Consider the following 14,027-nt stretch of genomic DNA (forward strand, 5'->3'; position numbering starts at 1 on the left):
TGGATTTTAATGCTGATATAATCTTCAAAAGATAACTTCATGGTCTATCCCTCTCTATGGTATGCCACCAGAAAAATAGTTGCTATACATACTAATTAACATAATCTTAGATTAAAAAATAAAAACAGGTTTGTCAAAGGAATGGATTTGGGACTTTTAAGCTAGTTATCAAATTGTCGGAAACAGGTTTTGGCTAAAACTACGAGTTTCTGTTCTTGAACCATCCCATTCAACTCATATAAAATGAAGCGGTTAGTTTCTGTAACTTCCCCTACAGGTGTTATGGTAAAAACAATAGGATTCTACTGAAATCTACTAAATAAGGAGTACATTTATGAGAAAAACGAAACGATTCGAGGAGGATGCAAGGTATCGTGTAGCTAATCGAGAAGCCTTAATCGGGATTGTTCTGGTCATGATCAATTTTGCATTGTGGTTTGGGTTTGCCTACGGGCTGGGTTCAAAACCCGTAGAAGAGTATAGTTATATCTGGGGACTGCCGGCTTGGTTTTTCTACAGCTGCATTGCATCGACTATTGTAGTCGTTATATTAGTGATGCTGGCTGTTAAGTATCTGTACAAAGAAGTGTCGTTTGAAGAGGAGGATGAGGAATGAACGGGGAGGTAATTATACCGCTTTTATTATTTCTGGTGATTATTTTCTGTGTAGGCTTCTATGCTTCAAAGCATATTAGATCCACCTCGAACTTTCTACAGGAATATTTTCTTGGCAGTCGACAGCTGGGGGGATTTATCCTTGCCATGACGATGACAGCTACATATGGAAGTGCAAGCAGTTTTGTGGGAGGACCGGGAGTTGCTTACACGATGGGACTTGGGTGGGTTCTACTCTCCATGTCTCAACTGGCAACCGGATATTTTGTACTTTCTGTTCTTGGCAAAAAGTTTGCCATCATGGCGAGGAAAATTAGAGCGGTTACTCTAATTGATTTCCTAAAAGAAAGATATCAAAGTAAATGGGTAGTCGTTTTATCAGCAGCAAGCATTATTATTTTTCTATTTTCGGCAATGGCTGCTCAATGGGTTGGGGGAGCCCGGTTAATCGAATCACTCACTGGCCTATCCTATACAACGGCATTGTTTATATTTGCCGTGTCCGTATTGGTTTATGTCATTATTGGCGGATTTCGTGCTGTAGCGATCACGGATACAATTCAAGGTGTAGTCATGTTTGTGGGTACACTGGTCATTCTAATAGGAACCATTATTGCGGGTGGTGGCATAGGGAATATTATTTCTGATTTAACTGCAGAAAACCCGGCTCTTATATCACCATTTGGCTCCGATCAATCTCTTACTCCGCTATACGTATCTTCATTCTGGGTGCTAGTTGGAGTAGGTGTAGTGGGACTGCCTCAGGTAGCTGTACGAGCGATGTCTTATAAAAATTCCAGAGGCATGCATAAAGCTCTTATTATAGGTACCATTGTAGTCGGTTTCATCATGCTTGGTATGCATCTTACCGGGGTATTTGCCCGCTCAGTCCTTCCGGGTATAGAAGTAGGGGATACTGTCATGCCTAAGATTGCGATGGAGGTTCTGCCTAACTGGCTGGCAGGAATTGTGCTGGCAGCACCCATGGCAGCCATTATGTCTACGGTTGACTCTCTGCTGCTGCTGGTTAGTTCTGCGGTTGTTAAAGATGTTTATTTGAACTATGTAAAGCCGGAAGCAGATGATCAAACGATTAAACGTTTCAGTATAGGTGTAACGGCTGTTATTGGGGTACTTGTTTTCGCTATGGCCGTTAATCCCCCAGAACTGTTAATTTGGCTGAATCTCTTCTCGTTTGGAGGGTTGGAGACTGCTTTTATCTGGCCAGTAATTATGGGGCTTTATTGGCAGAAAGGGAACGCGAGTGGGGCACTTGCTTCTATAATTACAGGAGTAGGGAGTTATATTCTATTTCATTCGTTTATGCCGAACGCTTTTGGTATGCATACGGTGGTCCTGCCAGTAATTTTATCCCTGATGGCTTATGTAGGTGTAAGCCTGGTTACAGTTCGTCACCATGAAGATGTTCAAGCTGAAGTTTATGAAAAACTTTGGAGCGCTTAGCAATAAGTAAACAAAAAGCGGAAATTTCAGGTTAAATGAAGTTTCCGCTTCTTACTGAGGTTTTGGAGGTACAAGAAAAACAAATTTCACCGAGGCTGTAGGTACTGTTGAACTTCCCCAGGAAGCATCAATGATGTAAGTCATATTCTTATCCTTTTCACCTTTAATCGTAATGGACTGTTTGGTAACTTTTTCTTCAATAGCAGTACCGCCTTGAATTTTTTGATAAGAGAGAAAATCAGGTTCAGGAAAGCCTTCCGGAAACTTAATTTGCACTTTATCTCCTATTTCCGCATTGATTAACCCCGGCTTAATGGCTTCTTTTAACTGGTCAAGACTGTCCGTTACTTTAATTTCCTTTTGACGAAAATCTTCACATTCAGCTTGTGCCAGACATTCAATATAGTATTTGGCCTGATAGTCCTGACCTTTGTACATGAACAAAACCTCATCTAATTCCCTTTCAGTTATATTCACGGATGTAGCCTCATTCTCCTGGTTGGATTGAGTTGTATCCTGACTCGAACATCCTGCTATTATTACGGCGACGATCAAAAAACTAATGAATCGACTCATAAACGAACCTACTTTCTGCTGATCTTTTATCCTATCTTGGATTTTACAATGTTCCCGCTCACATCACAAACGAGAGGGGAGGCGACCTTTCGTTTTTTTAACTTTCTTTTTCGTAGGCTGTAAAGAGGCAGGTACAACGAAAACACATCACCGTTGGGTCAAGCTGATATGCAGAATCACTTTATAAAAAAGGAATGGCCGGATTATCCGGCCATTCCTTTTCAGCTTACTCTTCATTTTCTAGGAAGTATTTCTCCAAATCATCTACCATCTCATTAGCTGCGATATATCCTCCTGCTGTGTTCCAAATTGCATCACTTACTTCATGAACGTCTCCGGATTTCACTACATCAAGGTTTTGGAAGAGGGGATCGTTTAACCATTCTTCTTGAAGATTGCTTGCAGCTCCATCTCCTGGTTCATAGGTGAAGTAGAAGAGGACGTCTCCATCCATGGCTGGAATTCTTTCTTTAGTCGCTTTTTCCATAAAATCATTTACATCCTGAGATTCAGGTCGCTCGAACCCGATTTGTTCCAAAATGACACCTGAGAAAGAATCTTTATGATAGATTCGTACATGGTCCGGCAAGAAACGGATGACCGATACTTTTTGATTTAATTTATCTCCGGCTTGATCGGCAAAATCTTGTAGTCGTTGATCATATTCGTCGATCAGCTGTTGACCTTTGTCTTCCATATTTAGAGCTTCAGCATAGGTCATGAAATTACTTTGCCACTCGCCACGTAGTTTTTCAGAGAAGATCGTAGGAGCAATTTTGTTTAACTTTTCATAGATATCTTCCTGACGCTGTTTGTTACCAATGATCAAGTCAGGATCCAGTTCAAGGATTTTTTCAATGTTTACATTAGATTCATCCCCGACAACTTCTACGCCTTCCATTTGATCACTGATATGGTCGTACCAGGGATCACCTGTCCAGGATTTAACTGCTCCCACAGGCTTAACTCCCATAGCTAGAAGTGCTTCTGTACCTTCGTTAGTAAGGATGACGACACGCTCTGGCTTTTCCTCTACAGTAGTTTCTCCCATTGCATGTTCGATTGTGTATGGCTCAAAGTTTTCAGATCCAGCATCGTCAGAATTATCTCCGCCGTCCTGGGTAGTATCTTCTTCAGAAGAAGAATTTCCGCAAGCAGATAAAACTAATGAAAGAACCATCAATAGAGCTAATGGTGCTAAGTACCTTTTCAACATAATAGCAACTCCCTAATTGAATATGATTATCATTTACAATAAGAGATTATATAAAATCGAGGAAGAAGTCAATAGATTTTGTCATGTTTTTGTAGTTAAATTGAAAATGATTCTCAAATTCGTTGACACTCTTACGTTCTACAAATAGACTTATTACTAGGATTTGGGAAGTTTTAGTTTGAAAGGATAAGGTTTTATGGTATTACATTCAACAGTCTGGAAAGGAATAGGGATCTTCATAGGGGTACTGGTACTCCTTCTGTCTACCTTAGCCAGTGTTATTTTAGGATACACAGACGTGAATTTTTCGGATGTCTATGAGGCATTTTTTCATTTCAATCAATCAAATAAACACATCATTATTACGGATGTAAGGTTTCCGAGAGCCATTATTGCAGCTTGTGTAGGTGCTTCTTTGGCCATGGCTGGAGTATTAATGCAGGCTTTAACAAGAAATGCTTTAGCCTCACCGGGAATATTCGGGGTTAATGCTGGAGCCTCTTTTTTAGTGGTCCTTGCTATCGCTTATTTACCTGCTGTACCTATTGGCGGGCTAACGTGGGTATCGTTTGCTGGAGCTGCGCTCGCGGCAATCACCGTTTATGCGATTGGTTCAATAGGGAGAGAAGGGCTGACACCTATGCGGCTGACACTTGCTGGAGCTGCCATAGCAGCGCTTTTCTCTTCTTTCACTCAAGGAATGCTGGTATTAAATGAAAAAGCACTGGATGAAGTTTTATTCTGGCTGGCCGGATCTGTCCAGGGGAGAGATCTTGAGCACTTAATTCCAGTGCTTCCTTATTTAGCTGCTGCCTGGCTTGGTGCCTTACTTATTGCCCGGCATATTAACATTCTTCTTATGGGAGAAGACGTGGCCCAGGGCTTAGGTCAGCGAACGGTTTGGATAAAAGCTGTAACAGGCCTCATTATTATACTATTGGCTGGCGGTGCTGTAGCGGTCGCAGGCCCTATTGGTTTTGTAGGAATTGTGGTACCGCACTTCGCAAGGTGGATGGTTGGCCAGGATCACCGATGGGTCGTACCTTATTCAGGGATTCTGGGAGCCGTATTACTGTTGTTAGCTGATATTGGTGCCCGGTACGTAATCATGCCGGAAGAGGTACCGGTAGGCGTTATGACAGCAGTAATAGGAACGCCTTTCTTCTTCTATATAGCGCGTAAAGGGGGAGAAAGCTCATGAGTAAAGAAACTTCTATTCGACATACAAGAAAGAGATATGACTCTAAAACAATAACGATTTTAGGAGTATTAACATTCGTTTTATTGGTCGTTTTCCTATTTTCAGCTTCATTGGGACAACTTTTTGTTCATCCAGTGGACGTATTAAAGGTTTTTGCCGGACAGGGAGAAAGCTCAAATCAGATGATTGTAAATTCCTTTCGAATGCCACGAATTCTGAATGCCTTGTTTGTAGGTATGGCACTCGCTGTCAGCGGAGCCATTCTGCAGGGGATGATTCGAAATCCGCTGGCTTCGCCTGATTTTATCGGTCTTACGGGAGGTGCCGGCGTTGGGGTTGTAGCGTTTCTGGCCGTTTTCAGTAACGAAGATAATGCTTTAACCGTTAGTATAAGCTGGATGCCTCTTGCTTCTTTTGCAGGTGCTGCTATTGTAGGGGTTATGCTTTATGTTCTGGCCTATAAGAATGGCATTTCACCTATGAGGTTAATCATCATTGGAGTCGGCATATCCGCTCTTGCACAAGCCATCATCACTACTCTTATGATTGTAGGTCCAATTTACCGCGCTTCCCAGGCAAACATATGGCTTACAGGCAGTGTGTATGGTTCCAATTGGGAAGAGGTGAGAGTCATTATACCCGTCGTGGTGGTGTTATTGTTCCTATCGCTGGTGGTAGCGAGAAGGATTAACGCCCATGAGCTTGGAGACGAAACGGCTGCCGGTATTGGAGCTAACTTGAATAGGGACCGGCTTATCTTCCTGATACTAGCTACCGCACTCACAGGCATTGCTGTAGCATTTGCTGGCGGAATTGGCTTTGTAGGGCTAATGGCTCCGCACATTTCCAGACGTCTTGTAGGGTCCTCCTATGGAGCGCTAATTCCTATATCAGCTTTAATCGGCGCTATTCTCGTTATGGGAGCAGACTTAATCGGCCGCACCGTATTTTTACCTTTAGAAGTGCCGGCTGGTGTGTTTACAGCCACTATAGGAGCTCCCTATTTTATTTTCCTTTTGTTTACAAGTAAACGTTCTTAAAAAAAGAAGTCCAACAGGGCTTCTTTTTTTATTTGGATCAGTTAAACGTAGCTGCCCGATTTTCCACAAAAGTGTTATCAAACTGTATGAGAGACCCAGTTTCGAGATGGTTCACGAAACTATTCGTCCCAGTACACAGGGCCGCAGAATGAGAGCTATTTCCAACACCCGAATCCTTCACTGGGCAGGATGAACAGACCTGATCTAACACAATCGGAAGATTCTCTGCAAAATTAATCTATAAGCAAATGTAAGGGGTATTAATTTAACCATTTATTAGATTATGAGAAAATATTTGTGAAAAGTTTAAATATTAAGGAGGATACTTTCATAATGATCAGCGGGTTTTGGTTTTTAATGATAATTATTTCTTTACTCGTATTGCCATTGATGTATGGTATGCTTCGGGATTTCTTTGGCGGGAACACCAATCGGTTCTATGGAGATGAACTGAACAAGCAGCGGAGAACAAAAAAGGAAGAAGCATATGACAAAGCACATGAAAAAACGGCAAGATACTATGAAAGAGGGGGCTCTGGAGGAGATGGAGACCCTTAAAGATGAGCTCTAAGTTGGGGAATTCAGAATCATTATTAATCATAATATTATTATGTTAACTAATTGTGGTCTGGATCTGCTACTCGGTTGATGTGGCTTTTTTTTTAATAGTGAGAGGAATATAAGCTGGTTGTGCCACTCACTATGGAATGGGGGTTACGGGAGAAAAACATGCGGTTTATTAATAAGGATGGAGTTATACAGAAAAGGAGGAATTTCAATGGATCAGGGATTTGAAAAGCGTAAGCTAGCAGACCGTGAAGAGGTAAAGCAGCTGGACCAGCGTCTGTTACAAACTAAAACATCCGTTGAGAATATCTTGAAAGATCAAAAATTGTATTATGACCCAGTTAAGTCCGAGCAATCCATAAAAAGCTACTATAGGAACATCAACTTTCAAGAAGCGAATCGAAAAGCATTAGGTGAATTAGTACAATCCAGCCACAAGAAAAAGGTTCGCTATGATCCTGGCGAATATGTATATCCCTGGGTCGATTTAAGACCGGATGGAAAGCTGAGAAGCATTTACTCAGGTGAAGCAAGAGAACCTGAAGATGTCATTCAGGAAGATTTCGAAACTTATTTGAAGAATAAAGCGGCCTTTGCAGAAACTGAAATCCCGGGCGAATTCTCAAGTCTTTTGAAATATAACTGTGAACACGCTGTTCCCCAATCCTGGTATGATAAAAAAGAACCGATGCGAGGCGATCTTCATCATCTGTTTACATGTGATCCTCGATGTAATTCAATCAGAGGCAACTATCCTTATTACGATTTTGCAAATTACCCCAATCAAGAGCCAGCAGTAAACCGTATTGAAAGCCAGTGTGGAAAAGCAGAGAATGAATATTTTGAGCCCGAATATGCCAAAGGTGCGGTTGCTCGTTCCATGCTGTATTTCTTGTTAAGATATCCTGAAGAAATTGAACCCGGATACAGAAAGAAAGTGGACGAAGAGCTACTCCTTCAATGGCACCAGGCAGAACCTCCAGGTGTATATGAGCAGCATAGAAATCAGGCGATCTATTCCATTCAGGGAAATCGCAATCCTTTTATTGATTTTCCTGAACAAATGATACAAGTATATAACAATTAATGATAACCCCCCCTTTTGCAGCAGGGAGCTGTTAAGGGGTGTTTACTCTTTTCAATCCAAATTTAGCCAGGGCTTGCTGAAGCGTAGCACACGTATGAATATTGCTAAAGTCGATTCCTAATGATGTGATGGTCTGCGCAATGGAAGGGCGGATCCCTGTAATACTTGTCTCGATGCCGAGTAATTTTAACGACTGAATAATGTTAAAGAGTTCATTACTTACCATAGTATCTAAGATAGGGACCCCTGATATATCAAAGATAACCTGCTCTATCTTGGTTCCACTTGTTTCGGTTAAGGTAACTTCTTTAATAAGTTCCGCTCTATTCGTATCGATTTCCCCAACCAGTGGTATGACTACTAGTCCTTCCGCTACGGGTACTACGGGCACTGATAATTCTTCCATCGCACTATAAGCGGTGGCAGCAAGCTGACGATTATGGTTTTCGTGTACTTCTCCAAACACCCTGACTACTAGGTCCACCAGGCGATCTATTTTTTTCGTAGTCTCAATTACGGTTTTCGGAGATATTTTCTCTAGTTCCAGCTCCTCTTGGAAGAAATCCCAAATGATAGGTTGATAGGCTGAAATAATTCGCAGGGAATCAGTTAAAGATATCCCGTGTTCAATTGTAAGAGAAGAGACCTTCCATGCCCAGCTCTGAACCTTTTCGTATACCTCATCTTCTGCTTTGAATAGTATTTCACCTGAAAACTCCACAAGCTCTTCTCGCACATTCATATATTCTTTTTCGTCCATCCCTCGTTTTTCCAAATTTGCCTGAGAAATAGTAGGTATATGATTACTATATGTTTTAGCCAACTGGTATTTGTGATCAATGATCTTTTCGCCAATATATTTAAATTCTCTCTGCATCTAATTCTCCTTAGGATTAAATAATGGAAGCGCTCACCCATAATAAGGGAATTATACCATTAAAACTTATCGTAATATAAGTTAATTTTTTATTGATTTCAATACTAATATATGGAAAAACAATTATTTATCCTTTCACATGCGGGCTTAACCGTGTAAAGGTTTTCTCTAATTATTAGGGTGGACAATCAAATTGCTGAAAGATTCTCAGAAACAACTATACTATACCTCTCAGAACAAGATAGATTAAGAGTCTTTCTTTTGACTGTATTGGGGGAAGTGGCTCTTGATTTAAATGAGAAAACAATAATACTTTCAAAGGAAATGTGGGTGGTTCTTCATTGAGAAGCGTATTCTGTAAGGTGAGAAATTCAAAGTCAACTTTTAAAATAAATATCTTAAATTGTGAAACTTTATCCGGTATGAATTCGTTACGGAATGGTGAGCTTATTTTTTTATAGTAAAAATAAGTGAAAAATAGAAAAAGGGGTTGTAAATTTGCTGGAAAATACTTTGCTCGCTATCATCCTAATTGTATTAGGAGTCACTGTGGTTATAGGGGGAATTATCGCTTTTGTTATTTTCCGTCTGCGTTACAAAACAGCTAGCTCCAACGAAGCTTTAATTGTGACAGGACCGAAACTTGGAGATCCTGAGCAGGAAAAAAATGTGTTTGAGGACGAGAATGGACGATCTGTGAAAATTATCCGTGGCGGTGGATACCGTTTACGAATGTTTCAAACAGCCACACCAATTGACTTAACTTCTTTTCAATTACAAGTGAATTCAGAAAAAGCTTATACCAAAGAAGGAATTCCAGTGAGAGTGGCAAGTACAGCTGTAATCAGTATTGGCAGTGAACTTGAAATTATGGCTAACTTCGCTGAAAAATTCTTAGGAAAGAAACAGAATGAGCGTGAGTCGGAACTGAAAGATGTGTTAAATGGACACCTTCGCTCTATTATTGCTTCTCTTCCCATTGAAAAAATTTATAATGATTTTAAAGAAGTGAATACGCAAGTTAAGAAAATAGCGGAAGCTGATTTGAAAGGAATGGGCTTTGAAATCACTTCGTTCGCTCTTAACGACGTAGAAGACGTTGACAAGGAAAATGGATATATTGATGCTCTAGGCCGGCCGCACATCGCCGAGGTTCAAAAGAAAGCAAATATGGCTGAATCGGATGCGACGAAAGAGACTCGTATCTATCAGGCAAAAAATGATCAGGAAGCTCAAGATGAAGAAAACCGGAGACTTACGGCTGTTGCCGAATCAACTAAGGAAAAGGATATCAAGGAAGCAGAGTTCCAGAAAGATACCAACCGGGCAAAAGAAAACGCGAATCAGGCGGGCGAATTAGAACGTCAAAAGCTTGCTCAGCAAATTAAAGAAGAAGAACTTAAGGTTCAGTACATAGAGAAACAGCGAGCTGTTGAGCTGGAAGAGGAGGAAAATAAACGACGCCGTTCCATTGCTGACGCGGAAGCTTATGAAGTAACCAAACGAGCCGAAGCCGAAGCAGATACAGAGAGAATAAAAGGGGAGTCCGAAGCGGAAGTTATCCGTCAGAGAGGGATTGCGCAAGCAGAATCTAAAGAACGGATGGCTAAAGCTATGGAACACTATGGTGAAGCAGCAATTGTAGAAATGCTTATTAACGTATTACCTGAATATGCTGAGAAAGTGTCAGCTCCTCTATCACAAATTAAGGATATGAAGGTCATTGACATGGGAGGATCCAATTCCAATGGCGGATCAGCGAAAGTAGCGAACAGTGTTACTTCAACCATGCTGGGTATCCAGGAATCATTAAAGGAAACAACAGGAATGGACTTGAAAGCTATGCTTGAAAGTTATGTTTCTAGAGGTAATGTAACGAACTTTTCTTCTGAAGCATCCAAGCAGTTTAATGAAGCTTCTGCAACTATGGAAGAAGAGGAGTCGGAGAAGACGACGGAAGATGATCAAGACCCTAAGGAATAAAAACTAAATGAGCAGCATGTGAGGAAAAGTTTCCTCCATGCTGCTTTTTTCATTTGAAGAAGGATGTAAACTTATTCCTAATAGGATAAACACAACTAAAAACCTCAAACTACCTAAAGAGGTGATTGATGTGGAAAAACGAGTGAACAAACCTGAAATTCATGAATCGTCCTATCCAAATGAAGTGGAAGTGGAAGCGGGATTGAAGTCAGACAAGCCTCTTTCAGACGAACGCTATGAAGGGGATTCTGTTGATGAACACGAAAGGTTAGAATCTGCAAACGAGTATCTCGGAGAAAAAGAAATAAAGCAGACCCTTAATAACTCTTGAATGTAAAAAAATGGAGGACCAGGTCCCCCATTTTTTTACATTCAACATTTATAGATGGTCTGATTCTTTTTTTACCAGAAACGGGACGAGCATTGGAATAATTAAAATGATGACCAGTAACCGAATGACCTGCATGGCAGCTACAATACTTGCATCTAAATTAAGCGAAGATGCGACGGATGCCATCTGTGGGGCGCCTGCGGGTACAATAGCTATTAAGCTGGTTATAAAGTCAAGCGGCGTCAAAATATAAAATACAAAGGTGATGACAAAGGTTAGTAAGAAGAAGGCCAGTAGTACAGCCAGGCTCATCCAGCCAATCTGTTTAATTTCTAACAGCGAATCCCTATCAAAGCGAGAACCAATGATCACCCCAAGTAAAGCCATCCCACCGCCAACCATCAGATTTGGCATAGAGGGTAAGGGCTGGACCAACGTAACGAACAAAAATCCTAACACAATGGAATATAAGAAAGGAGCAATAGGAATTGCCCATTTCCGTGCCAGTAATAGAGTTAAAACTGTAAGCAGTAAGTAAAATAAAATCGCGGTCCACATAGACATGCTGCTTTCATTTCCAGTGGATAAGTTTGTCCCTTGAGCATCTGTAGTAGATATAAAGGACGTCATAAATCCAGCAACAATAGGAATAGTAGAAACGAGCATCATAATCCTTACCGTTTGAAAAGCGGCCACCATGCTCATATTCGCATTATATTCTCTACTTAGAGCCATCATTACGGAAGCTCCAGCTGGTAAGCAGCAAAACAAGGCTGTTTTCTCATCAAGGTTTGAATATTTGGCAAGGAGTTTACCTAAGAACCAGCTAGCTGTAAGCAGTGTAACCAGTGTTACAGCTAGTGGCAGCAAGTAATTGGCAGCTTCTTGAAACATCGAAACTTGAATACTTAAGCTGATGCTTATCCCAATAACGGCAAGAGATAGATTAAACAAATAATTGGGATAGCTAACCTCATTAATGAACAGACGATAAAAAGCACCAACGAGCATAGCTCCAAGCAGCCATCCCGCTGGTACACTCATTAAGTCAAATAGATAACCGGCTGTAAACCCAGCCAGTAATAATAGCGGTTTCTTCATGTTCTCAACACCTAATTTTATGATGGGGGATAAAAAATAAAAGCATCTATTCAAAAGGTATGAATAGACGCCGCAAATTTTAACTCACTAAAGCTTAGCACAAGAGGACAAAGGGTGCATGGAAACTGCTCAATTAAAAGGAAAACACCTAATTTCCTGAATATGCTTACAAATAGTAGATATGAGATCATTTTAATCTATAAAGAAGTTGACCAATGGAATTTGTGTGAACAAACAAGAGCATTACTTTCCCGAAGGGTTAGACAGTAGAATCATGAAAAATATGGAACGGATTAAGCCTTGAAGTCATTGGGTTATAGCTGTGTGAATTCATTGATAATATGATGTATTCACCTAAGTTTTGGCGGATGCTAGATCAAGCACTTCTAAGCTTTTATATAAGGATAGGGAGCAGAAGTAAAACAAACTTACAATTACTATTGAACTTTACCATTCTGTTTAGTAAATCGTCCAGCTGCTGAGAGATGTTAAGAATTCTATTGTAATCCTCACCTTGATTGTAAGCTTCATACATACATTTTCTCGTTTCTTCAATTTTAGTTTGTAAACTTTCTTTATTCATCGATCAAGCCTCCTAAATACATTGGCATATAATATACATCGAATAAATTAACATTAGATGGCTTTTATATGCATTACGTTCGGAAAAAAATTCATTGAATTATCATATTTTATATTTATGGCGTATCAAATGCAAGTTTATAAACATCAAATCGATATAAGAAAATATGTTTAGGTAATTGTGCCAATCTTTTGTGAAAATTGGCATAATAACTAAAAAAATATCCAATTTATGTTATATTTTTAATTGAAAGCGTTTTAATTAACGTTTCCATTTTTTTATCTTCTTGGTTAAACGTTTAATCATTAAGTTATAGGTTTTTAAAATTTAAGGAGGGGTAAATTTGAGTAAATTGCAATGTTTTATTGTTGGAGGGATTTGTTTCTTTATGTTTCTATTTATGAGTTTTTTTCCCACACCATCCTTTGCAGGTGGAGAAGATATGAGCAAATCAATCATACCTGAGGATCAAATTAGAGTGCATTATAAACGTATGGATGAAGAGTATAAAGGCTGGGGTCTGCACTTGTGGAATCAAGATGATCAGAACCCTGCGATCAATTATGTTGTAGATTGGGGTACCCCCGTACTTTTTGAGAACAAGTCCGATTGGGGAGCTTATGCTGACATCCCGGTAGAAAATATTGAAAATGGACTCAATTTTATCGTACATAAAGGTGATGATAAGGACACACCTGGAGACAGAAGCTTTCCAAGCTCAGGTGAAAGAGAATTCTGGCTTGTTCAGGGTGATGCCGATGTGTATCTAGAACAACCGGAAATTTCTACAGATCTGACATATGCTGAAATTATAGAAGATCATCAAGTAGAGGTTAACTTAAGTAATGTACCAGCTGAGTGGACAAAAGGTGATTTTTCAATTAAGCAGCCCGACGGGACGTCATTAACGATCGAAGAGGTTCAGGTGGAAGGTCAAACGGCTCAATTAACTATAAAGCAAGCCCTGGAGGTAACAAAAGCCTACACGGTAAAGTTTAATGATCAGGAAACAAAAGCGAAGGCCTCCTGGCAATTGATTGATAAGAAATTTTCCTATGACGGAAACGATCTTGGAGCTACCCTATACAAAGATGGATCAACAAAACTCAAAGTATGGTCTCCTGTAGCTGAAGAGGTATCGGTTACTCTTTACGATAAACAGGACCAGAATGAGGTTGTACAAAAGTCAGTCCCTATGACTAAAGGTGAAAAAGGGGTCTTTGAAGTAACCTTAAATGAGCAGAACACTGGGGTTCACGATTTAACTGGTTATTACTACCAGTATGAAGTAAAAGCATTCGGTGAGACCAGGACAGCACTTGATCCTTACGCCAAATCGATGGCGGCCTCTAGAGATGATGATGAAGACACAGTAGGTAAAGCGGC

Annotated in this window: 14 protein-coding genes; 9 read left to right on the top strand and 5 right to left on the bottom strand. The window is 40.2% G+C overall.

Going from position 1 to position 14,027, the window contains the following annotated elements; genetic code table 11:
• Window positions 1-334 precede the first annotated feature (334 nt).
• Window positions 335-616 carry a YhdT family protein gene (locus WAM07_RS02355; RefSeq protein ID WP_014643188.1) on the top strand — a complete coding sequence of 94 codons (282 nt, stop codon included), beginning with the start codon at window positions 335-337 and terminating at the stop codon, window positions 614-616.
• Window positions 613-2,079, top strand: a complete 1,467-nt coding sequence (gene panF, locus WAM07_RS02360; protein ID WP_422164449.1) for a sodium/pantothenate symporter — start codon at window positions 613-615, stop codon at window positions 2,077-2,079. Before WAM07_RS02355 ends, panF begins: the two co-directional genes overlap by 4 nt.
• A 51-nt stretch (window positions 2,080-2,130) precedes the next feature.
• On the opposite strand, the gene WAM07_RS02365 is transcribed toward panF, so the two are convergent.
• Both WAM07_RS02365 and WAM07_RS02370 read right to left on the bottom strand, forming a co-directional pair.
• Window positions 2,131-2,655, bottom strand: coding sequence for a hypothetical protein (locus WAM07_RS02365; RefSeq protein ID WP_422164451.1), 525 nt, complete (start codon window positions 2,653-2,655; stop codon window positions 2,131-2,133).
• Window positions 2,656-2,881: 226 nt separating this feature from the next.
• Complete coding sequence (locus tag WAM07_RS02370; RefSeq protein WP_422164452.1) at window positions 2,882-3,871, bottom strand: ABC transporter substrate-binding protein; 990 nt, start codon at window positions 3,869-3,871, stop codon at window positions 2,882-2,884.
• 196 nt (window positions 3,872-4,067) lie between these two features.
• Here WAM07_RS02370 and WAM07_RS02375 point away from each other — a divergent pair, with 196 nt between their 5' ends.
• The 4 genes from WAM07_RS02375 to WAM07_RS02390 all read left to right on the top strand — a co-directional run bounded on the left by WAM07_RS02375 (window position 4,068) and on the right by WAM07_RS02390 (window position 7,766).
• Window positions 4,068-5,072 carry a FecCD family ABC transporter permease gene (locus tag WAM07_RS02375; RefSeq protein ID WP_422164454.1) on the top strand — a complete coding sequence of 335 codons (1,005 nt, stop codon included), beginning with the start codon at window positions 4,068-4,070 and terminating at the stop codon, window positions 5,070-5,072.
• Entirely contained in the window at window positions 5,069-6,112 is a 1,044-nt protein-coding gene (locus tag WAM07_RS02380) for a FecCD family ABC transporter permease (protein ID WP_422164456.1), read from the top strand. The genes WAM07_RS02375 and WAM07_RS02380 overlap by 4 nt, the downstream gene beginning before the upstream one ends.
• A 333-nt stretch (window positions 6,113-6,445) precedes the next feature.
• Entirely contained in the window at window positions 6,446-6,670 is a 225-nt protein-coding gene (locus tag WAM07_RS02385; RefSeq protein ID WP_422164458.1) for a hypothetical protein, read from the top strand.
• Between the two features lie 220 nt (window positions 6,671-6,890).
• The gene (locus WAM07_RS02390) at window positions 6,891-7,766 is read left to right on the top strand and encodes an endonuclease I family protein (RefSeq protein WP_422164460.1); all 876 of its coding nucleotides are present in this window, start codon (window positions 6,891-6,893) and stop codon (window positions 7,764-7,766) included.
• Window positions 7,767-7,797: 31 nt separating this feature from the next.
• Here WAM07_RS02390 and WAM07_RS02395 read toward each other — a convergent pair whose 3' ends face one another.
• Window positions 7,798-8,643, bottom strand: coding sequence for an STAS domain-containing protein (locus WAM07_RS02395; RefSeq protein WP_422164462.1), 846 nt, complete (start codon window positions 8,641-8,643; stop codon window positions 7,798-7,800).
• Window positions 8,644-9,141: 498 nt separating this feature from the next.
• Between WAM07_RS02395 and WAM07_RS02400 the strand changes: the two genes are divergently transcribed.
• Both WAM07_RS02400 and WAM07_RS02405 read left to right on the top strand, forming a co-directional pair.
• On the top strand, window positions 9,142-10,626 hold the full coding sequence (locus WAM07_RS02400) for a flotillin family protein (RefSeq protein ID WP_422164463.1): 1,485 nt from the start codon (window positions 9,142-9,144) through the stop codon (window positions 10,624-10,626).
• A gap of 130 nt (window positions 10,627-10,756) precedes the next feature.
• Window positions 10,757-10,957: a hypothetical protein gene (locus WAM07_RS02405; RefSeq protein ID WP_422164465.1), complete on the top strand. Its 201-nt coding sequence runs from the start codon at window positions 10,757-10,759 to the stop codon at window positions 10,955-10,957.
• Between the two features lie 48 nt (window positions 10,958-11,005).
• Here the strand turns inward: WAM07_RS02405 and WAM07_RS02410 are convergent, their stop codons facing one another.
• Both WAM07_RS02410 and WAM07_RS02415 read right to left on the bottom strand, forming a co-directional pair.
• Complete coding sequence (locus WAM07_RS02410) at window positions 11,006-12,058, bottom strand: AbrB family transcriptional regulator (protein WP_422164466.1); 1,053 nt, start codon at window positions 12,056-12,058, stop codon at window positions 11,006-11,008.
• A gap of 394 nt (window positions 12,059-12,452) precedes the next feature.
• Complete coding sequence (locus WAM07_RS02415) at window positions 12,453-12,641, bottom strand: Spo0E family sporulation regulatory protein-aspartic acid phosphatase (RefSeq protein WP_422164468.1); 189 nt, start codon at window positions 12,639-12,641, stop codon at window positions 12,453-12,455.
• A gap of 343 nt (window positions 12,642-12,984) precedes the next feature.
• Between WAM07_RS02415 and WAM07_RS02420 the strand changes: the two genes are divergently transcribed.
• The coding region (locus tag WAM07_RS02420) for a pullulanase-associated domain-containing protein (RefSeq protein WP_422164470.1) at window positions 12,985-14,027 on the top strand (1,043 nt) is incomplete at its 3' end.

This window comes from Halobacillus sp. (assembly GCF_049282395.1).
GTDB lineage: Bacteria > Bacillota > Bacilli > Bacillales > Halobacillaceae > Halobacillus.